At 67.8% G+C, this 19,805-nt stretch carries 19 protein-coding genes; 8 read left to right on the top strand and 11 right to left on the bottom strand.

From position 1 onward, the window contains the following. Positions 1-85 precede the first annotated feature (85 nt). The 4 genes from rplI to rpsF form a co-directional block, all read right to left on the bottom strand. The gene (rplI, locus tag M3M28_RS12240; protein ID WP_249386729.1) at positions 86-538 is read right to left on the bottom strand and encodes a 50S ribosomal protein L9; all 453 of its coding nucleotides are present in this window, start codon (positions 536-538) and stop codon (positions 86-88) included. 11 nt (positions 539-549) lie between these two features. After that, positions 550-807, bottom strand: coding sequence for a 30S ribosomal protein S18 (gene rpsR / locus M3M28_RS12245; RefSeq protein WP_019618109.1), 258 nt, complete (start codon positions 805-807; stop codon positions 550-552). Between the two features lie 56 nt (positions 808-863). Continuing rightward, positions 864-1,427, bottom strand: coding sequence for a single-stranded DNA-binding protein (locus tag M3M28_RS12250; protein ID WP_249386730.1), 564 nt, complete (start codon positions 1,425-1,427; stop codon positions 864-866). 68 nt (positions 1,428-1,495) lie between these two features. Continuing rightward, a complete protein-coding gene (gene rpsF / locus M3M28_RS12255; protein WP_249388049.1) occupies positions 1,496-1,819 on the bottom strand; it encodes a 30S ribosomal protein S6 in 324 nt (107 codons plus the stop codon). 257 nt (positions 1,820-2,076) lie between these two features. Here rpsF and M3M28_RS12260 point away from each other — a divergent pair, with 257 nt between their 5' ends. Next, positions 2,077-2,523: a DUF4190 domain-containing protein gene (locus M3M28_RS12260; RefSeq protein ID WP_249386731.1), complete on the top strand. Its 447-nt coding sequence runs from the start codon at positions 2,077-2,079 to the stop codon at positions 2,521-2,523. Positions 2,524-2,585: 62 nt separating this feature from the next. On the opposite strand, the gene M3M28_RS12265 is transcribed toward M3M28_RS12260, so the two are convergent. Together M3M28_RS12265 and M3M28_RS12270 are read right to left on the bottom strand one after the other, a co-directional pair. Beyond that, positions 2,586-3,908, bottom strand: coding sequence for an ABC transporter substrate-binding protein (locus tag M3M28_RS12265; protein ID WP_249386732.1), 1,323 nt, complete (start codon positions 3,906-3,908; stop codon positions 2,586-2,588). A 141-nt stretch (positions 3,909-4,049) separates the two neighbouring features. Then, positions 4,050-5,126, bottom strand: a complete 1,077-nt coding sequence (locus M3M28_RS12270; protein WP_249386733.1) for a tartrate dehydrogenase — start codon at positions 5,124-5,126, stop codon at positions 4,050-4,052. Positions 5,127-5,232: 106 nt separating this feature from the next. On the opposite strand from M3M28_RS12270, the gene M3M28_RS12275 reads away from it, so the two are divergent. Continuing rightward, entirely contained in the window at positions 5,233-6,132 is a 900-nt protein-coding gene (locus M3M28_RS12275) for a LysR family transcriptional regulator (protein ID WP_249386734.1), read from the top strand. On the opposite strand, the gene M3M28_RS12280 is transcribed toward M3M28_RS12275, so the two are convergent. Genes M3M28_RS12280 through M3M28_RS12290 form a run of 3 tightly spaced genes read right to left on the bottom strand, consistent with a single transcriptional unit; the run spans position 6,129 to position 9,311 of the window. Next, complete coding sequence (locus M3M28_RS12280; RefSeq protein WP_249386735.1) at positions 6,129-6,983, bottom strand: carbohydrate ABC transporter permease; 855 nt, start codon at positions 6,981-6,983, stop codon at positions 6,129-6,131. The genes M3M28_RS12275 and M3M28_RS12280 overlap by 4 nt on opposite strands. Next, entirely contained in the window at positions 6,973-7,866 is an 894-nt protein-coding gene (locus M3M28_RS12285; RefSeq protein WP_249386736.1) for a carbohydrate ABC transporter permease, read from the bottom strand. The genes M3M28_RS12280 and M3M28_RS12285 overlap by 11 nt, the downstream gene beginning before the upstream one ends. Then, the gene (locus M3M28_RS12290) at positions 7,866-9,311 is read right to left on the bottom strand and encodes a CCA tRNA nucleotidyltransferase (protein ID WP_249386737.1); all 1,446 of its coding nucleotides are present in this window, start codon (positions 9,309-9,311) and stop codon (positions 7,866-7,868) included. Before M3M28_RS12290 ends, M3M28_RS12285 begins: the two co-directional genes overlap by 1 nt. Positions 9,312-9,390: 79 nt before the next feature. On the opposite strand from M3M28_RS12290, the gene M3M28_RS12295 reads away from it, so the two are divergent. From M3M28_RS12295 to M3M28_RS12320, 6 genes are all read left to right on the top strand, one after another. Then, entirely contained in the window at positions 9,391-11,589 is a 2,199-nt protein-coding gene (locus M3M28_RS12295; protein ID WP_249386738.1) for a DUF6049 family protein, read from the top strand. 16 nt (positions 11,590-11,605) lie between these two features. Beyond that, entirely contained in the window at positions 11,606-13,507 is a 1,902-nt protein-coding gene (gene murJ / locus M3M28_RS12300) for a murein biosynthesis integral membrane protein MurJ (RefSeq protein ID WP_249386739.1), read from the top strand. 111 nt (positions 13,508-13,618) lie between these two features. Further along, complete coding sequence (gene trxB / locus M3M28_RS12305) at positions 13,619-14,596, top strand: thioredoxin-disulfide reductase (protein ID WP_249386740.1); 978 nt, start codon at positions 13,619-13,621, stop codon at positions 14,594-14,596. A gap of 25 nt (positions 14,597-14,621) precedes the next feature. After that, entirely contained in the window at positions 14,622-14,939 is a 318-nt protein-coding gene (trxA, locus tag M3M28_RS12310; RefSeq protein ID WP_249386741.1) for a thioredoxin, read from the top strand. 104 nt (positions 14,940-15,043) lie between these two features. Continuing rightward, complete coding sequence (locus M3M28_RS12315; RefSeq protein ID WP_249386742.1) at positions 15,044-16,363, top strand: aminotransferase-like domain-containing protein; 1,320 nt, start codon at positions 15,044-15,046, stop codon at positions 16,361-16,363. A gap of 36 nt (positions 16,364-16,399) precedes the next feature. Continuing rightward, complete coding sequence (locus M3M28_RS12320) at positions 16,400-17,464, top strand: D-alanine--D-alanine ligase family protein (RefSeq protein ID WP_249386743.1); 1,065 nt, start codon at positions 16,400-16,402, stop codon at positions 17,462-17,464. A 31-nt stretch (positions 17,465-17,495) separates the two neighbouring features. On the opposite strand, the gene M3M28_RS12325 is transcribed toward M3M28_RS12320, so the two are convergent. Then, on the bottom strand, positions 17,496-18,827 hold the full coding sequence (locus M3M28_RS12325) for a ParB/RepB/Spo0J family partition protein (protein WP_349305333.1): 1,332 nt from the start codon (positions 18,825-18,827) through the stop codon (positions 17,496-17,498). Next, positions 18,827-19,717: a ParA family protein gene (locus M3M28_RS12330; RefSeq protein ID WP_249386744.1), complete on the bottom strand. Its 891-nt coding sequence runs from the start codon at positions 19,715-19,717 to the stop codon at positions 18,827-18,829. Before M3M28_RS12330 ends, M3M28_RS12325 begins: the two co-directional genes overlap by 1 nt. Between the last annotated feature and the right edge of the window lie 88 nt (positions 19,718-19,805).

Raw genomic sequence — 19,805 nt, forward strand, 5'->3', positions numbered from 1 at the left:
AGCGCGAGGCGTTTTGGGACGACAAAACGCCGTGCCACCGGGCGGAAAACCACCCTGGCGGCACGGCGCCTCGTACGTGGGTGCCCTAGCGGGCAGCGATGACCTGCACCTTGAGGGTTGCCGTCACGTCGTCGTGGAGACGAACGAGGGCCTCGTGGGTGCCGACCTGCTTGATCTGCGTCGGGAAGACGACCTTGCGCTTGTCGATCGAGCCGAGGCCCTGTGCCTCGACCGCGTCGGCGACGTCGGCGGTGCGCACCGAGCCGAACAGGCGGCCTTCGGCGCCCGACTTCACGTGCACGCGGATGAGGGCGGCCTCGAGGCTCTGCTTGAGCGCCTGGGCCTCCTCGACCGACTTGATCGCACGAGTTTCGCGCGCGGTCTTGATCTGGGCGACCTGCGACTCGCCACCGCGAGTCCAGTTCACGGCGTAGCCCTTGGGAACGAGGTAGTTACGGGCGTAGCCGTTCTTCACCTCGACGACATCGCCAGCCGAGCCGAGCCCGGTGACTTCCTGCGTGAGAATTACCTTAGCCATGCGTGTACTCCTTAGCGGCCCGAGCCTGCGTAGGGCAGGAGCGCCATCTCGCGGGCGTTCTTTACCGCGCGAGCGATGAGGCGCTGCTCCTGCACCGACACACCGGTGATACGACGGGCGCGGATCTTGCCACGCTCGGAGATGAACTTGCGGAGCGTGTTGACGTCCTTGTAGTCAATGACGCCGACCTTGATGCTCTTCGCCGGAGCGACGGGCTTGCCCTTACCCCGGTGAGCGTTGCGGCGGTTGCCGCTCGACTTTCCAGCCATGAGAAATGATCTTTCTGAAATCTAAGAAAAAGAGATGTGCGGTGAGAGCGGCCGATTTAGAACGGCGGCTCTTCGTCGTACCCACCACCGGCGCCCGGCGTAGCCCAGCCGCCCGAGCCGCCGGACGAGTAGTCCTGCTGCGGCTGCTGGCGCGGCGCGCTGTTGCCCCAGGGCTGCTCGGCCTGCGGACGCTCGTTCTGCTGCACAGAACGCTGCTGACCGCCACCGAAGTTGCCGCCCTGGCCGCCCTGCCCACCCGAGGTGCGCTGCACCTGAGCGGTGGCGTACCGCAGCGAGGGACCGATCTCGTCGATCTCGAGCTCAACGGTCGTTCGCTTCTCGCCCTCGCGGGTTTCGTACGAACGCTGCTTCAGCTTGCCCTGCGCAATGACGCGCTGGCCCTTGCTGAGGCTCGAGGCAACGTGCTCGGCGTAGTCGCGCCACACGGATGCTCGCAGGAACAGCGCCTCGCCGTCCTTCCACTCGTTCGACTGACGGTCGAACGTGCGCGGTGTCGATGCGATGGTGAAGTTCGCTACGGCCACACCCTGGGGGGTGTAGCGCAGTTCGGGGTCGGCGGTGAGGTTGCCCACCACGGTAATGATCGTGTCGCCTGCCATTTCGCGCTCCCTACTAGTCCCGGTGATTCGCTACGTTACGTGCGGTGTTGGGGTTTGACGTGTGTGACTTACTTGGCCTCGGCCGCGACGTCTTCCGACTTCGCGTTGCTGAGACGGAACGATGCCTCGTCGGCGCGCAGGACCTTGGTGCGCAGCACGGCCTCGGAAAGGCGCAGCTGGCGGTCGAGCTCCTGTGCGGTTGCCGAGGTCGCGGTGAAGTTCACGACGGCGTAAATGCCTTCCGACTTCTTCTCGATCTCGTAAGCGAGCTTGCGCTTGCCCCAGATGTCGGTGTTCTCGATGGTTCCGCCGTCCTTGGTGATGACAGCGAGGAACTTGTCGAGGCTGGTGGCGACGGTGCGCTCGTCGATTTCTGGCGAAATGATCACCATGAGTTCATACTGATGCACGATTAACCCACCTCCTTTGGTCTCGAACGGCTGCAGACGGTCTGCAGCAGGAGGGTTCTGCATCGCGCCGGTTGCCCGGCACTGTGAATTGCGGCCAGTGGATTCGGCCACGCAACCTCCATATCCTATGCGTACTCGGCGCCGCCGCGCCAGTGCCAGATTCATTCGTGCGCGCGATGCCGCATCCGCCCCGGTCTGGAAGCATGGTGGCGACACCGCGAGCGCACGAGAGGTCGAGTATGACGAATACGCCCGAGAACCCGTACGAGAATCCGTACGAGCAGCCGAACCCCTACGCGCAGCAACCCCCGCAGCCGCAGCCGGTGCCACCGCAGCAGCCGTACCAGCAGCCCTACCCGGCCTACGCATCCGGGCCGCTGCCGCCGCAGCCGACGGGCGAGTTCAACGTGATGGGACTCGTCGCCCTCATCTGCGGCATCATCGCCATCGGCGTGAGCTGGGTGCCATTTCTCGGCTGGTTCGGGATGCTGCCCGCACTCGCCGCGGTGGGCTTCGGCATCGCAGGGGTCGCGGCCCAGCGCTACACGGGCAACCGTGGCCTTGCGATCGCCGGCCTGATTCTCGGCGGCGTCGGGTTCATCCTCTGCCTGATCTTGCCGATCTTCACGGGGGCGTGGTTCGTCTTCGCTCAGGTCATTAGCTACGACAGCTCGCTCGGTCTGTAGCGCAAACGACGGCGGGCGGGTGACCAGAATTGGTCACCCGCCCGCCGTCGTTACAGCCTGAGTTACGACACTGCGTTCGCGGCGTCTTCGGCCTCCTGCAGGCCCTCCCCGACCGGCGTCGCGCCGGTGAATACGTCGTTGAGGATGGGCGTGAAGGCCTCGGCCTGCGCGTTGAAGTTCGCGCCGATCACGGGCTGGCCGGGCTCGGTGCCCTCGAGCACGCTGAAGAAGGGCGTCGTGTCGACGTCCTGACCCGCCCAGTACTCGTCATAGGCGGCACGGGCGTCGGTCACCGCGGGCACCGCGGCACCTTCGGCACCGATGTATTCGGCGCCTTCGGCCGAGCCGAGCCACTCGAGCAGCGCCTGCTGCTCCTCGGGGTGCTCAGAGTTCGCGTTACCCGCGACGATGATGCCGGGGGCAGTCGTGCCCTTGCCTTCGGGGCCCGCGGCGATCTCGGTGATCGACCAGTTGAACTCGGCGCCGCTCTGCACGTTCGCGAGGTTGTAGGTGCCCGACTCGAACACGGCGATGTTGCCCTGGAGGAATTCGTCACGCGTGTAGTCGCCGTTGCCGTTCGTCGCCTCGGCGGGCGGGGCCACGTGGTACTCGTTGATGAGGTCGACGAGATACTGGTACGCCTCAACCGTCTTCTCGTTCGTAAACGTGAGGTTGCCCTCGGCGTCCTGGTAGGTGCCACCGTTCGAGTAGATGAAGTTGAGCTGGATATTCTGCAGCTCGGCCGCGGCGTTGAAGCCGTAGGTGGCGACGTTGTCGGGGTCGAAGTCGGCTGAGGCGGCGTTGTTGCCGTTCTCATCGATCGTCAGCTTCTGCAGCAGCGGCAGCAGCGTGTCGTCGTCGGAATTCGGGCTCCAGCTCGCGTCCGAGAGCTCCTGCGCTGTGACGCCCGCCTCGTCGAGGAGGTCCTGGTTCACGTAGAACGCCGAACCGCCGTCGGTGAGCTGCGGCACGCCCCAGAGCTGGCCGTCGGTGCTGTACTGATTGACGACCGACTCTTCCCAGCCCGAGATCGCTTCTTCGCCGAGGGTCTCGGTGATGTTCACGAGGTTCCCGTTGTCGATGTAGTCGCCGACACTCGCGCCGTTGATCCAGAACAGGTCGTCGCCGGCCCCGCTGCCAACCTCATTGCGCAGCGTGTTGAAGTAGTTGTCCCACGGCACCACGTTGAGCTCTACCTTGATGCCCGGGTTGGCCGCCTCGAACGCCTCGATCGAGCCCTCGTACGAGGTCGCTACGTTTTCATCCCACAGGCGCAGGGTGAGCGTGACGTCGCCGTCGCTCCCCGCATCGGCCGAGCTGCAGCCAGCCAGCGCCACTCCCGTGAGCACGGCGGCCGCACCGGCCAGAATCCGGCGATAGGTCATGTTGTTCGTCTCCCAAAATCGAGCCGCGCCGATCTATTACGGCGCATACTTCTCGCACATTCTCGCAAAAATCCGCGCGAGACCGCGGGTTCTGTGCGTTCTCACGTAACTGGTGACGAAGCGTGACGCCGACGCCGGGACCTACTGCGCCACGAGGCGCTCGGTGATCGCGGCGCCGAGCTGCGCCGTGCTCGCCGAGCCGCCCATGTCGGCAGTGAGGCGGTCACCGTCGGCGAGCACGCCCTCGAACGCGCGCACAATCGCGTCGGCCGCCTCCGTCTCGCCGAGGTGCTCGAGCATGAGCGCACCGCACCAGATCTGGCCGATCGGGTTCGCGATGCCCTTGCCCGCAATGTTCGGTGCCGAGCCGTGCACCGGCTCGAACAGGCTCGGGAAGTCGCGCTCGGGGTTGATGTTCGCGCTCGGGGCGATGCCGATGGTGCCAGTCACGGCGGGCCCGAGGTCCGACAGGATGTCGCCGAAGAGATTGCTCGCGACCACGACGTCGAACCAGTCGGGGTGCAGCACGAAGTTCGCGGTGAGGATGTCGATGTGGAACTTGTCGACGTCGACCTCGGGGTAGTCATTGGCCACGCACTCGACCCGCTCGTCCCAATACGGCATGGTGATCGAGATGCCGTTGCTCTTCGTCGCCGAGGTGAGGTGGCGACGCTCGCGCCGGTTCGCGAGTTCGAAGGCGAAGCGCAGGATGCGGTCGACGCCCGTGCGCGTCATGACGGTCTCCTGAATGACCGTCTCGCGCTCGGTGCCCTCGAACATCTTGCCGCCAATCGACGAATACTCGCCCTCGGTGTTCTCGCGCACGACGTAGAAGTCGACGTCGCCGGGCTCGCGGTCGGCGAGCGGGCTCGGCACCCCCGACATGAGCTTCACTGGGCGGAGATTGACGTACTGGTCGAACTCGCGGCGGAACTGCAGCAGGCTGCCCCAGAGCGAGACGTGGTCGGGCACGACGTCGGGCCAGCCGACCGCGCCGAAGAAGATGGCGTCGAAGTCCTTGAGCTGCGCGAACCAGTCGTCGGGCAGCATCTGCCCGTGCGCGACGTAGTAATCGGCGCTCGCGAAGTCGAATTCGGTGAGCTCGAGGGCGAATCCGAAGCGCTCGGCCGCCGCCTCGAGCACGCGGATGCCCTCGGGCACGACCTCCTTGCCGATGCCGTCGCCCGGAATCACGGCGATGCGATAGCGCTTGGTCATGGGAGTCCTCCTCGGTCTGCGGTCACTGCAATCGACCGTAGAACGAAAGAAGGGCGCCACCTAGACTCAGTTTCACCACGCATTCTTGCGAAAAAGGAAAGAAACAGTGCCGCTGCCCGCGATTGACGACTGGACCTTCTTCGACCGCGTCGCCCACGCGACGAGCCTCACCCAGGTCGCGCGCGATTGGGGCGTCTCGCTCACCGCCGTGAGCAAGCGGCTCACCTCGCTCGAGACGCGCCTCGGCACGAAGCTCGTGCACCGCAGCACCCGCGCCATGACGCTCACCGAGGCGGGCGCGCTCGTCGCCGAGGGCGCGGCGCGCATTGTCCACGACATCCGTGAGACCGAGGAGCGCCTCGCGTCGGTGACCGGGCTGCGCGGCACCCTCGCCGTGCACTCGACCATTGGTCTCGGCCGCGCGCACATCGCGCCGTTGCTGCGCGAACTCGCGGGCGAGCATCCGCACCTCGCCGTCGAGCTCGAGCTCTCGTCGCTGCCGCTGACGATGTCGGATGCGGCGTTCGACCTGGGTATTCGCGTCGGCTCGCGCACGCCGGCGAACCTCGCGAGCCGCCTGCTGCACCGGCAGCGGCGCGTGCTCTGCGCATCCCCCGACTACCGCGCCCGCCGCGGCGCGCCCGAGACCCTCGAGGAGCTCGCCGAGCACGACTGCATCGTGCTGCGACAGGACGAGGGCGACTACGCACTCTGGCGCTTCGGTGATGACGGCGAGCGGGTCGTGCGCGCGACCGGCCGCCTCACCACGAGCGACGGCGACGTCGCGACCGACTGGTGCCGCGCGGGCGGCGGCATCATGCTGCGCTCGCAGTGGCAGGTGCGGCCGCTCATCTCGCGCGGCGAGCTCGTGCCGGTGCTGCCGAGCATCCCGACCCCCGAGGCGAACATCACCGCGGTCTTCCACCCGAACACCGGCCACGCGCGGCGCATCGGGGTCGCGCTCGACCACCTCGAGGCGGGGCTCGCCGAGCGGCTCGGCGACTAGCGGAAGCTCGAGATGCGGATCGAGCGCACGATCTGCTTCTGGAAGATGACGAACAGCACGATGAGCGGCAGCATCGCGAGCACCGACGCCGCCATCACGAGCGTGATGTTGTTCGAGTACTGCTCCTGTAGCGAGGCCGTCGCGGTGGTGAGCACGTGGATGCGGTTCTGACCGATCATGAGCGGCCACATGAAGTTGTTCCAGTGCGATACGACAGTGATGAGCAGCAGCGTCACGATCGTCGAGCGCGAAAGCGGCACGACAAGGCCGAAGAGGATGCTCCACGTGCCCGCGCCGTCCATGCGCATCGCGTCGATGAGCTCCTGCGGGATCTGCCGGAACTGTTCGCGCAGGAGGAACACCGCGTAGGGCGAGCCGAACATGAACGGCAGCACGAGGCCGAGGAACTCGCCGCCGAAGCCCGCCTCGCTCATCATGAAGTAGAGGGGAATGACCGTGACGACCTGCGGCACCATGAGCGTCGCGAGGAACACCCAGAACAGCAGGTTGCGGCCGGGGAAGCGCAGGCGCGCGAACGCGAACGCCGCCATCACCGAGAACAGCAGCTGGCCCGCGGTGACGAGCAGCACGACACCGACCGTCACGAGCGCGGCCTCGCCGAAGTCGACGCGCCGCTCGCCGAGCGCCGTGAAGTTGTCGAGCGTCGGCGGCATCGGCAGGCTCACGCCCTGCGAGGCGAGCTGGCGCGGCTCCATGAACGCCGCCATGATCGCGAGCAGGAAGGGCGTGAGCGTGAGCAGCGCCGCGCCGATGAGCACGACGTAGGTGCCGACGGCGCCAAGCACGCGCGCGCCGCGGTTTGCCCCGACCGGCCTCGCCTCAGCGCTCATAGTTGGTCTTTCTCGAGAAGTAGGCGTTCTGAATCAGCGTCACGACGACGAGCAGTGCGAACAGGATGAGCGCGAGCACCGAGGCCTGCCCCACGTTCGAGAGCGGCACCGCCTGCTGGTAGATGCGCGCCGCGATGAGGTCGGTGCTGCCGCCCGGGCCTCCGCTCGGCGAGAGCGTGTAGACGAGGTCGAAGGTCTGGAACGCGGCGATGACGCCCGTGACGAGCACGAAGAAGGTCGTCGGGGTGAGCAGCGGAAACTTGATGCGCCAGAAGATGCGCCACTCGCTCGCGCCGTCGATGCGCGCGGCCTCGAGGATCTCGTTCGGGATGTTGCTCAGGCCCGACATGAAGAAGAGCGACACGTAGCCGATCTGCGTCCACGCCTGCACGAACGCGACGGTCGGCAGGGCGAAGCGCTCGTCGGACAGCAGGCCGAGGTTCGCGCCGAAGGTGTCGTCGAGCACGCCGCCGTACTGCAGCAGCCAGCGCCAGACGATGCCGAGCACGACGGGCGCGCTCACCCACGGCAGCACGAGCAGGGTGCGTAGCACCGCCGAGCCGGGGAGGTTGCGCACGAGCAGCACGGCGAGCAGCAGACCGGCCGCGAGCTGCACGGGCACGACGAGCACGACGAACAGGGCCGTCACACCGAAGCTGTGCCACATGACGCCGCTCGAGAGCGCCCACTCCCAGTTCTTCAAGCCGACGAAATTGATCGGCGAGAGGACGTTCCAGTCGGCGAACGAGAGCACGACGAGCATGATGATCGGCACGATCAAGAACGCGAGCACGCCGAGCAGCGCGGGCGTCAGCAGCCCGTATGCCGTCACGGCCTCGCGCACGGCAAGCCCGCGGCGAACGTGCGTCTTCGCCGTCGTCATTACTCGGCCTCTCGCTCGCTCCACCAGGCGCGCAGGCGCCGCTCGGCCTCGTCGGCGCCGAGCGGGCCCTCGTCGAGCCGCAGCTCGAGCAGGAAGTTGCGGGCCTCGCCAACGGTGCGCGACGGGCCGATGTCGAGGATGCGCATGATCTCGTCGCCGTCGAGGTCGGGGCGAATCGCGTCGATCGCCTCCTGCTCGCGCAGCTCGCCGAGGCGCGCCTCGAGGCTGTCGATGCCGAACTGCAGGCGCTCCGACTTCCGCTTGTTCCGCGTCGTGATGTCGGCGCGGATGAGGCGCAGTAGGCGGTCGAGCAGCGGGCCTGCGTCGCGCGCGAAGCGGCGCACGGCCGAGTCGGTCCAGCCCGCGTCACCGTAGTTGTAGAGCCGCATGTGCAGCTCGACGAGGCGGGCGACCTGCTTGATGGTCTCGTTGTCGAAGCGCAGCGCGCCGAGCCGCTTCTTCGTCAGCTTCGCGCCGACCCAGTCGTGGCCGTGGAATGTCACCTTGCCGCCGGGCGCGAACTCGCGGGTCTTCGGCTTGCCGATGTCGTGCAGCAGCGCGGCGAAGCGCAGCACGACGTCGGGTGAGGGCAGCTCGGGGTCGCCCTCGTGCGCGGCGCGCTCGAGCGCGATCGCGTTCTCGAGCACCTTGATCGAATGGTCGAAGACGTCCTTGTGCTGGTGCGCGTCGTCGCGCTCAAGCTGCAGTGCCGGCAGTTCGGGCAGGACGAGCTCGGCGAGGCCGCTCTCGACGAGCAGCTCGATGCCGGCGCGAGGGGATGCGGTCGACAGCAGCTTCACGAGTTCGTCGCGCACGCGCTCGGCCGAGATGTCGAGGATGCGTCGGCGCAGCTCGCCGACCGCCTCGAGCGCGGGGAGGTCGAGGTAGAAGCCAAGCTGCGAGGTGAAGCGAACGGCCCTGAGCATCCGTAACGGATCGTCACCGAACGACACCTCGGGCTCGATCGGGGTGCGGAGCACGCCCTCCATGAGGTCGTCGAGGCCGCCCGTCGGGTCGACGAGCTTGAGCTCGGGCAGCGCGAGCGCGAGGGCGTTCACGGTGAAGTCGCGGCGCAGCAGATCGCCCTCGAGCGAGTCGCCGAACGCGACGACCGGCTTGCGCGAGGTGCCGTCGTAGCTGTCGGCGCGGTAGGTGGTGATCTCGACCTGCTCGCCGTGAATGCGCGCGCCGATCGTGCCGAATTCGCGGCCGATGTCCCAGTGCGCTTCGCTGATGGGACGCACAATTTCGAGGATGCGCTCGGGTCGCGCGTTCGTCGCGAAGTCGAGGTCGTGCACGGCGACCCCGAGGAACGCGTCGCGCACCGGGCCGCCGACGAGGGCAAGCTCGACGCCGGCGTCGGCGAACGCCGCCGAGAGGGTCGCGACCGGGCGCGACTCGGCAAGTTCGGAGAGCCGATGGAGGGCGGTCTGGACGTGCTGCACCGACTCAGTTTACGAGGAAGGTGCCCCGCAGCGGCACGCCGAATCGAAGCCGCCAGGGTCTCGCTCGTACACTTGCGACATGTTCGATGCGGCTCGAGGCCCCTCGAGCCGATCGTTCGCACGATTGTGCTCGGGCGCCCTGGCGACCATCGCGCTCGTCGCTGCGCCCCTTGTTACGAGCGCCACGAGCGCCTCCGCGACGACCGCAACCACCGACTTCGGCGAGCAGGTCACCGATGAAGTGACGACCTACGTGTCGACCACTCCGCTCACCGCCGAGCAGGTGGCCGACGACATTGCCGACGACGGCGTGCTCACCCTCACCGGCACCGTCGTGGTCACGAACGGCACCGAGGATGAGCTGCCGGCGGGCGAGCTCGACATCGCTTTCGACGACGAGATCATCACGACGACCGCCGAGCGGGATGCGTGGCTCGGCGACAGCTACGCCCCCGACGCCCCGGCGTCGGACGTCACGGTCGCGCAGGAGTCGGTCGGCGCGATTGCCGCCGGCGACAGCACGAGCATGCAGTTCTCGGCCGACATCGAGGTGTCGACCGACGAGACCTTCGCAGCGCAGGTGCACGGCCTCGCGGCGCAGTACCGCAGCGACGGCGACGCCACCGAGGGGCGCAGCGTCGTGCTGCTGCCCGGCGAGAGCGACGACGAGCCCGTCGCCCTCACGACGATCGTGCCGGTCACCGCGACAATCGGCACGACAGCGCTCATCTCGTCGAGCGACCTCGAGACCCTCACCGCCGCCGACGGCGAGCTCACGCTGCTGCTTGACGCGGTCGAGGGCACCGAGGCGACCCTCGCGATCGACCCGCGCGTGCTCGCGTCAATCCGGGCGCTCGGCGTCGACGCGCCCGCAAGCGCGGCGGCGTGGCTCGAGCGACTCGAGTCGCTCGACAATCCGAGCTTTGCCCTCGAGTTCGCCGACGCGAACACCTCGCTGCAGACGCAGGCGGGCCTCGACGAGCCGCTGCAGATCGACAGCTTCGAGTTCGCGACCGACGACCACGAGTTCGACGGCTCGCTCACCCCGCCGGCCGCGACCTCGACCTCGACGCCGACGCCCGGCGCATCCGAATCGGCGACTCCGACCCCGACCCCGACCGCCGAGGACGACCCGACCACGCCGCCCGACGCCGAGGAGCTGCAGCAGGTCGCGGCGACACGCGCCGACATCGTCTGGCCGTATGGCACGACGTCGGCCGACCCCGCCGCGCTCGCCGGTGACGGCGGCACGGTGCTCGTCGAATCCGACCAGCTCACGCAAGGCAGCGAGTGGTCGACCGCCTCGGGCACCCAGCAGCGCATCGGCGACACCGAAGCGCTCGTGATCAGCAGCGCGCTGAGCGGGCTGCTCACCACCGCCGTCGAAGCCGAGAGCGACGCGGCGCGCGACGCCGCGATCGCCGAGCTCACCGCATCCCTTTCGCTCGTCGCCGGCGCCGACGGCACCCAGATCACCGTCGCCATGCCGCGCGTCGCGACGAACGGCACCGCCTACGCGGCCGTGATCGACGCGCTCGACGGCGCCGGGGTCGCGACGGTCGCCGCGCCGCCCGCCGCGAGCGCAAATGTCGCCGCACTCCCCGCGGTGCAGACCACGCCCGGCTCGTTCAGCGACGAGACGATGGCGCGGTTTGAGCAGCTGAAGCAACAAGAAGAGACGGGACTCACGCTCGTCGACCTCTACGAAGACCCCGAGGATGTGCGTGAAGAGTTGCGCGTCAATCTCATCAACGCGCTGAGCAACCAGCACTTCGAGCTCGGCGACTTCCCCGAAACCGTAACGAGTTACACCGCCTTCGCGACCGGCGCCTATAACGGCGTCACGGTGGAGGCGGGCAGCGAGGTGCAGCTCATCGGCCACGAGTCGTCGGTGCCGGTGTTCGTGTCGAACTCGACCGACCGCACCGTCACGGTCGAGGTGCGCGCCCGCGCGACGACCGGCCACCTGCGCGTCGGCGATGTCACGACCGTCACCGTCGAGCCGAACTCGGTCTCGCGCGCCCAGATTCCCGTCGAGGCGATCGCGAACGGCACGAGCGGCCTCGCGGTGACGCTCTGGGCCGGCGATTCGGTGCAGCTGCCGAGCACCGGCAACTACGTCGTCAACGTGAACGCCGACATGGAAACGGTCGCGATTTGGCTCGTCATCATCGTCGTTGTGCTGCTCGTCGGCTTCGGCACCTGGCGCATGCTGCGCCGTCGCCGCCGCGAGCGCTCCGGTAGCGTTGCTCAGCACGACCCGTCCCCGACCTCCTAGGTAGCACCGCAACAGCATGGCAACGTCTCTCGGCCGCACCAGCCTGATCCTCGCCTCCGGCACGCTCGTGTCGCGCGTACTCGGATTCATCAAGGCGATCGTGCTCGCGGGCACGATCGGTCTGGTCGGTTCGGCCTCGGCCGACGCCTTCGCGAACGCGAACTCGCTGCCGTCGAACGTCTACGCGCTCATCTCGGGTGGCCTGCTCAACGCCGTGCTCGTGCCCCAGATCATCCGCGCCACGAAGCGCGAGGATGGCGGCCGCGTCTACGTGAACCGCCTGCTCACGCTCGCGATTACCGGCCTCGCCGGGCTCACGCTGATTCTCACGATCGGCGCGCCCGTGCTCGCTTGGATCTACGGCATCACGCTGAGCCCCGAGCAGCTCGGCCTCGTCATCGCGTTCGCGTACTGGTGTATTCCGCAGGTGTTCTTCTACGGCCTCTACGCCGTGCTCTCCGAGATCCTCAACGCCCGCAGCATGTTCGCGCCGTTCGCGTGGGCGCCGGCGCTTAATAACATCATCGCGATCGGCGTGCTCGCGCTGTTCAGCGTCGTGTTCGGGGCGGATGCGACCGGCGCGAGGGAGATCTCGGACTGGACCCCCGACATGATCGCGATGCTCGGCGGCGGCACGACCCTCGGCGTCGTCGTGCAGGCGCTCGTGCTGTTCCTGTTCCTGAAGAAGGCGGGCTTCGCGTACCGCCCCGACTTCCACTTCCGCGGCACCGGCCTCGGCCGCGCCGGCAAGCTCGCCGGCTGGTCGTTCGGCGTGCTCATCATCGTGCAGCTGACGGGCTGGATCGAGACCCTCGGCGCGAACGTCGCGTTCGGTACGGCCGCGTCGCTCGCCGCGCTGCAGAACGCGTGGATGATCTTCATGCTGCCGCACTCGATCATCACGGTGTCGCTCACGACGACAATGTTCACGTCGCTGAGTCACAAGGCGGCGGCGAAAGACACCGACTCGGTCGTCGACGACTTCTCGCGCGGCGCCCGCGCGATCGCGCTATTCATGGTGTTCTGCGCCGTCGCGCTCATCATCATCTCGCCCGCGTTCGCGCGCATCTTCGACTCGACCGAGGATGGGCTCGAGGCGCTCGCCCTCGTGCTCTCGGCGGCCCTCATCGGCCTGCTCGCCTACTCGCTCCTCTATTACGTGCAGCGCGTCTTCTACGCGTTCGAAGACACGAAGAGCGTGTTCCTGCTATACGCCTATACCTCGCCGCTGCAGCTCGTGCTCATCGGCCTCGTCGCCTGGCTCGTGCCGGTCGAGCACATCGTCGTGTCGCTCGTGCTCGTGCAGTCGTTCATCACCTGCATCCGCTTTGTCATTCAGTCACTCACGCTGCGCAAGCGCCTCGGCTCGATCGACGGCCGGAACGTCGCCACCTCCATCGGCAGATTCGCCGGCCTCGCCGTGCCCGCCGCGGTCGTTGGCCTGTTGCTCGTCTGGGTCATGGGCGGCTACGCGACCGGCGGCTTCGCCCGCACCGGGCTCATGCCGGCGCTCATCACCTGCGCCGTCGCGGGCGTCGCAATGGCGACCGTCTACTTCGGCCTCGCGCTACTGCTGCGACTACCCGAGCTCGAGACCTTCGCCGGCCCGCTCATCCGCCGCCTCGACGGCGTGCGCGGCCGCCACTCGAACGAGCTACACCGCCACGCGCGCCGCGCCGCGGGCGCCGACCGCTTCGCGCAGGAGTACGGCACCCTGGTCGACGAAGTGCAGACCGACCTCAGCGGCTCGGTCGCCTCGACGTCACAGGCCGCCCCCGAGCTTGAGCTCGTGCAGTCATCGATGCAGAACTCCACCCGCTCGCTGCCTTCGCGGCGGGAGCTGCGCCAGTATGAGGCCAAGATGCGGCGCGAAGAGTACGAGCGCCGGATCGAGCGCGACGACGAACCGCTCATCTAACGTCTCAGCCCACCTCGTGCCACCGCGCGGCAGAATGGAATACGTTGCAGCCGCCAGGCGTTGTTGGCTACAGGCGCGAAGCCGAAGTTTTCTCACCAATCAGGAGCACCTATGAGCACGCGTAACGTTGCCATTATCGGATCCGGCCCCGCCGGTTACACCGCGGCGATCTATGTCGCCCGCGCGGGTCTCAAGCCCGTCATGTTCACCTCGGCCGTTGAGGTCGGCGGCGAACTGATGAACACCACCGACGTCGAGAACTTCCCCGGGTTCCCCGAGGGCATCCTGGGTCCCGACCTCATGGCGAAGCTGCAGGAACAAGCCGAGCGCTTCGGCACCGAGCTCGTCTACGACGATGTCACCGAGGTCGACCTCGAGGGTGACGTGAAGCACATCAAGACCGCCTACTCGGGCGACTTCGAGGCGCTCGCCGTCATCTTCTCGACCGGCTCGGCGTACCGCCGCCTCGGCCTCGAAAGCGAAGACCGCCTCGCCGGCCGCGGCATCTCGTGGTGCGCCACCTGCGACGGCGCGTTCTTCAAGGAGCAGCACATCGCCGTCATCGGCGGCGGCGACTCGGCGATGGAAGAGGCGACGTTCCTCACCCGCTTCGCCGACCGCGTCACGATCATCCACCGCTCCGACAACTTCCGCGCCTCGAACATCATGCTCGAGCGCGCGCGCCAGAACGAAAAGATCGACTGGCTGCCGTTCAAGACGGTCGAGGAGTTCGTCGGTGAGCAGACCGTGTCGGGCCTCAAGCTGCGCGACACGCAGACCGGCGAGGAATCGCTGCTCGACGTCACGGGCGTGTTCGTCGCGATCGGCAACGACCCGCGCACCGACCTCGTCAAAGGCAAGCTCGAGCTCACCGACAAGGGCGTAATCGCCGTGGATGGCCGCAGCTCGCGCACCTCGGTGCCCGGCGTCTTCGCCGCGGGCGACGTCATCGACGACCACTACCGCCAGGCCATCACTGCGGCGGGCTCGGGCTGCACGGCCGCGCTCGACGCCGAGGCGTACATCGCCGGCCTGCCCGCCGAACTGCTTGCCCGCGTCGAGGCTGAGCCGGCCGAGGCCACCAACTAATCCCCCACAATTCGAAGGAGCTGTCATGGCTACTGATGTCACCACCGCCACGTTCGACGCCGAGGTGCTCGAGTCCGAGCAGACCGTCATCGTCGACTTCTGGGCTGCCTGGTGCGGCCCGTGCCGCCAGGTCGCGCCCGTGCTCGACCAGCTGGCCGAAGCACACCCGAACGTCAAGCTCGTCAAGGTCGACATCGACGCCGAGATGGACCTCGCAATGAAGTACCAGGTCACCTCGATCCCCGCGATCAAGGTGTTCCAGGGCGGCGAGGTCAAGGCCGAGACGCTCGGCGCGCAGCCGCGTGGCGCCCTCGAGAAGAAGTTTGAGGGTCTGCTCGACTAGTTCGTGGCTCATTGAGTTCCTTCGCCCCCACGCGGCTCGGCTGCGTGGGGGCGAAGTTCGCTCGGGCGTAGGATGGCCTTTCGACCTATCGCAGAAGGATCGACGTGTCAGAACAGCAGCCCACACCCTCGAGCGGCCGAAATCTCGACCCCTGGTACTCGAACTATGCCCGCCGCACGGCCGGGCTCACCGTGAGCGAGGTGCGCGCCCTGTTCGCCGTGGCGTCGCGGCCCGAGGTGGTATCGCTCGCCGGCGGCTCGCCCTACGTCGCGGGCCTGCCCGAAGACCTCATCCGCTCGGCCTTTGACCGGATGCTGCGGGAGCACGGCCCCGAGGCGCTGCAGTACGGCGGCGGCCAGGGCATCCCCCAGCTGCGCGAGCGCATCCTCGACCTCATGGCGATCGAGGGCATCACCGACGCAAGCGCCGACGACGTCGTCACCACCACCGGCTCGCAGCACGCGATCGACCTCATCACGAAGCTGTTCATTGATCCGGGCGACGTGATTCTCGTCGAGTCGCCGACCTACGTCGGCGCGCTCGGCACGTTCAAGTCGTACGAGGCCGATGTGCGCCACGTCGAGATGGATGCGGATGGGCTCGACCCCGCCGCGCTCACCGAGGCGATTCACGCGGCGCGCGCCGAGGGCAAGCAGGTCAAGTTCCTCTACACGGTGCCGAACTACAACAACCCGACCGGCGTGACCATGCCGATGTCGCGACGTCGCGAGATTCTCGACCTGTGCATCCGCGAAGATGTGCTGATTCTCGAGGACAACCCCTACGGCCTGCTCTACTTCGAGGAGCCCGCGCCGAACGCGCTGCGCTCGCTCGATGCCGAGCACGTGCTCTACATGGGCTCGTTCTCGAAGATCCTCTCGCCCGGTGTGCGCGTCGGCTACGTCCTCGCGCCGCACGGTATTCGCGAGAAGCTCATCCTCGCCGTCGAGTCGTCGATTCTCTCGCCCTCGACGTTCAACCAGTGGCTCGTCACCGAGTACCTCGAGACCGCCGACTGGCGCGGGCAGATCGACACGTACCGCGGCATCTACCGCGAGCGGCGCGATGCCATGCTGCGCGCGCTCGAGGAGTACCTGCCGCAGCTGAGCTGGACCGTGCCCGCGGGCGGCTTCTTCACCTGGGTGCAGCTGCCCCCGGGGCTCGACTCGAAGCAGATGCTGCCGCGCGCCACGACCGAGCTCGTCGCGTACACACCCGGCTCGGGCTTCTACGCGGACGGGCGCGGCCACGACAAGATGCGCCTCTCGTTCTGTCTGCCCGAGCCCGAGCGCATCCGCCTCGGCGTGCGCCGCCTCGCGAACGTCATCAACAACGAACTCGAGCTGCTCGAGACGTTCGGCGACGTGACCGGCGCAGGCGAGATCGAAACGCGCTTCTCGTCGGCCCCGCCGAACCTCCAGTAGCCAGCCCAGACCTCCGAACCGGCAAGGAGCATCCGGATGACCATCAAGGGACAACACGTTGTGATCCTCTCGGGCGGAATCTCGCACGAGCGTGACGTTTCGCTGCGCTCCGGGCGGCGGGTGGCGGATGCGCTCACTCGCGCCGGCGCGAAGGTGACCGTTCGCGAGCCCGACCAGCAGCTGCTGCCGTGGCTGCTCGAGCACCGCGACGACGTCGATGTGGTGTGGCCCGTGCTGCACGGCGCCTCGGGCGAGAACGGCGCGCTCTACTCGCTGCTGCGCGCGACCGGCCTGCCGTACGTTGGCTCGCGCCCCACCGCGGCGAAGCTCGCATGGAACAAGGCGACCGCGAAGGCGCTCGTGAAGCGCGCCGGCATGGCGACGCCGCAGTCGATCGTGCTGCCGAACGACACCTTCCGCGAGCTCGGCGCCACAAGCGTGATTCAGGCGATCGCGCGCGGCATCGACTTCCCCGCCGTCGTGAAGCCCACCGAGGGCGGCTCGGCGCAGGGCGTCTCATTCGTCGAGAACATCTCGGAGTTCGGCCGGGCCCTCGTGACCGCGTTCACCTACGGCGACTCGGTGCTCATTGAGAAGCGCGTGCGCGGCGTCGAGGTGACCGTGGGCGTGCTCGACTACGGCGACGGCCCCTTCACTGTGCCCGCCGTCGAGGTCGTGCCCGCGAGCGGCGTCTACGACTACGCGGCGCGCTACAACGCCGGTGAGACGACCTATTTCGCGCCGGCCCGGCTCACCGACGACGTCGCCAAGCGGGTCGCTGAGCAGGCCCTGCTCGCGTACGACACGATCGGCCTTGCCGACCTCGCGCGCGTCGACTTCATCGTCGATGAGGAGGGTACGCCCTGGTTCCTCGAGGCCGACCCGATTCCCGGCATGACCGAGACCTCGCTCGTGCCGCTCGCGCTCGAGGCGGCCGAGCTGGCCGCGCCCGAGGTATACGCGAAGCTCGCCGAGCACGCGGCCCGGCGCGGGGCGCGCACCTCGAACAAGTCGGTTGTTGCTGAACCTGACGCGGCGGATGCTGCGGCCGACGCTGGTGCCGAGGCCGACGCTGACGAGACCGAAGGCGCCGAGGCGTAGGTCTCGTCGGCCCGGCTCGCCGCTCTCGCCGTTAGCTCTCGTCGGCCTCGTCGAGGTCTTCGAGGATGCGGTTGAGGTCGGCCATCGACGCGAAGTCGATGGTGATCGTGCCCTTGGTCTTGCGCAGCACGACCTTCACGCGGGTGTTGAAGCGGTCGCCGAGGCGCTCGCTCACCTCTTCGAGATGGGCGCTGAGCGAGTCGCTGCCCGGTGCATCCTGCTTCGTGGTCGATCGGTTGCTGCGGCCGGCGCGGGTCGCGAGCGTCGCGGCCGCGGTCTCGGACTCGCGCACCGAGAGCTGCTCGTTGACGATGCGGTCGGCGAGCTGCGTCATGGCGGCGGGCTCCCCCACCGACAGCACGGCGCGGGCGTGGCCGGCGCTCAGCACGCCGGCGGCGACGCGACGCTGCACGTCGACGGGCAGGTTGAGCAGACGCAGCGTGTTCGAGATGCGCGGGCGCGAGCGGCCGATGCGCTCGGCGAGCTCGTCCTGCGTGCAGCCGAAGTCGTCGAGCAGCTGGCGGTAGGCCGAGGCCTCTTCAAGCGGGTTGAGCTCGGCGCGGTGCAGGTTCTCGAGCAGCGCGTCGCGCAGCATGTCTTCGTCGTCGGTGTCGCGCACGATGGCGGGCACCTCGGTGCGGCCCGACGCCTTGGTCGCGCGCAGACGACGCTCACCCATGATGAGCTCGTAGTCGCCGTCGGCCGCGCGGGGGTCGTCTGCGGGCAGCGGGCGCACCACGATGGGCTGGAGCACGCCGAACTCGCGTACCGAGATGATCAGCTCGTCGAGCGCATCCTGGTCGAACTCGTGGCGCGGCTGGCGCAGGTTCGGCACGATGCGCATCGGGTCGAGCGTGCGCAGGGTCGCGCCGGGCACCGGGATGAGCTCGGGCTCGGTTGCGTCGTCGCCTGGCGCGTCGTCGGCGTCGGCGGATACGGTGGCTGCGTTCTCCTCGGCCGCGGCGGCGTCTGCGGCGTCGGCAATCTCTGTGGCGACGGCGAGCTGCTCCTCGGGCGCCACATCCTCAGTCGTGGCCTCGGGCTCTGCATCGATAGTCTTCGATGCATTGTTCGCAGCATCGGCGGTCTTCGATGCGCTTTCTGCTGCAGCGGTGCTCTTGGCCTTGCTCGGGGTCTTCGTGGCCGTCTTCGCGGGTGTTTTGGCTGGAGTCTTTGCCGGTGCCTTGGCGGGAGCTTCCTCGGCGGCCTGTGGTTCGGCTTCGAGCGTGGCGGTTGCCTGGCGGCGTCCCGAGGGTGCCGAACCGTCGAAGAAGACGTCGATGTCTCGATCTTCGGTGGACGAGCCGCTCGGGATGAGCGCGCTCAGGCCGCGGCCAAGGCCGGTGCGCTTCTTGGATGCCATTAGCGGTGTGCTCCTTGGTTCGCGAGCTCGTTGGCGGCCTCACGGTATGCAACCGCGCCGGTGCCTTCGGGGTCGTAGGTGATGATGGTTTGGCTGTAGCTGGGGGCCTCGGAGATTCGCACCGAGCGCGGGATGACCGTCGAGAGGGTCTGCTCGGGGAAGTGCTGGCGCACCTCGTCGGCGACCTCGCGGGAGAGGTTCGTGCGGCGGTCGAACATCGTCATGAGGATCGCGCTGACCTGCAGGTTCGGGTTGAGGTACTCGCGCAGGCGGTTGATTGAGTTGAGCAGCTGGCTGAGCCCCTCGAGGGCGTAGTACTCGCCCTGGATCGGGATGAGGACTTCCTTCGCCGCCGCGAACGCGTTCATAGTGAGCAGGCCGAGCGAGGGCGGGCAGTCGATGAACACGTAGTCGAGGGGGTCGGATGCGGCTTCCCGCTCGCCGAGGTACGTCGTGAGGGCCTCGCGGAGGCGTGTCTCGCGCTGCTCGACGTCGACGAGTTCGATCTCGGCACCCGCGAGATTCAGGGTCGCGGGGCAGCATTCGAGCCCGGCGATGTCGGGCGAGGTCTGCACCACGTCAGCAAGCGGAACGGCGTCGATGAGCACCTCGTACGTGCCCGCTACGTCACCCTGGCGATCTACATTGAGCGCCGTCGATGCGTTGCCCTGCGGGTCGATGTCGATAACGAGCACCTTGAGGCCGGCCTGCGCGAGTGCCGCGGCGATGTTCACGGTGGTGGTCGTCTTGCCGACGCCGCCCTTCTGATTCGAGACCGTGAAGATGCGGGTTGTTGCCGGACGAGGGGTCTTGACCGTCTTGAGTGCTCGCTTCTTCGCGGTGAGCACCGCAATCTGCCGCGCAATCGGTGACTCGAACGCGTCGCTCATAGAGGTGTGGTCCCTTCGCCTTGAATCGACCGGAAGTCGCGGTCTCGGACGCTCCATTGTCGCCCACCGAAGCTGCATCGGCGGGGAG

The sequence above is a fragment of the Gulosibacter sediminis genome, assembly GCF_023370115.1.
GTDB lineage: Bacteria > Actinomycetota > Actinomycetes > Actinomycetales > Microbacteriaceae > Gulosibacter > Gulosibacter sediminis_A.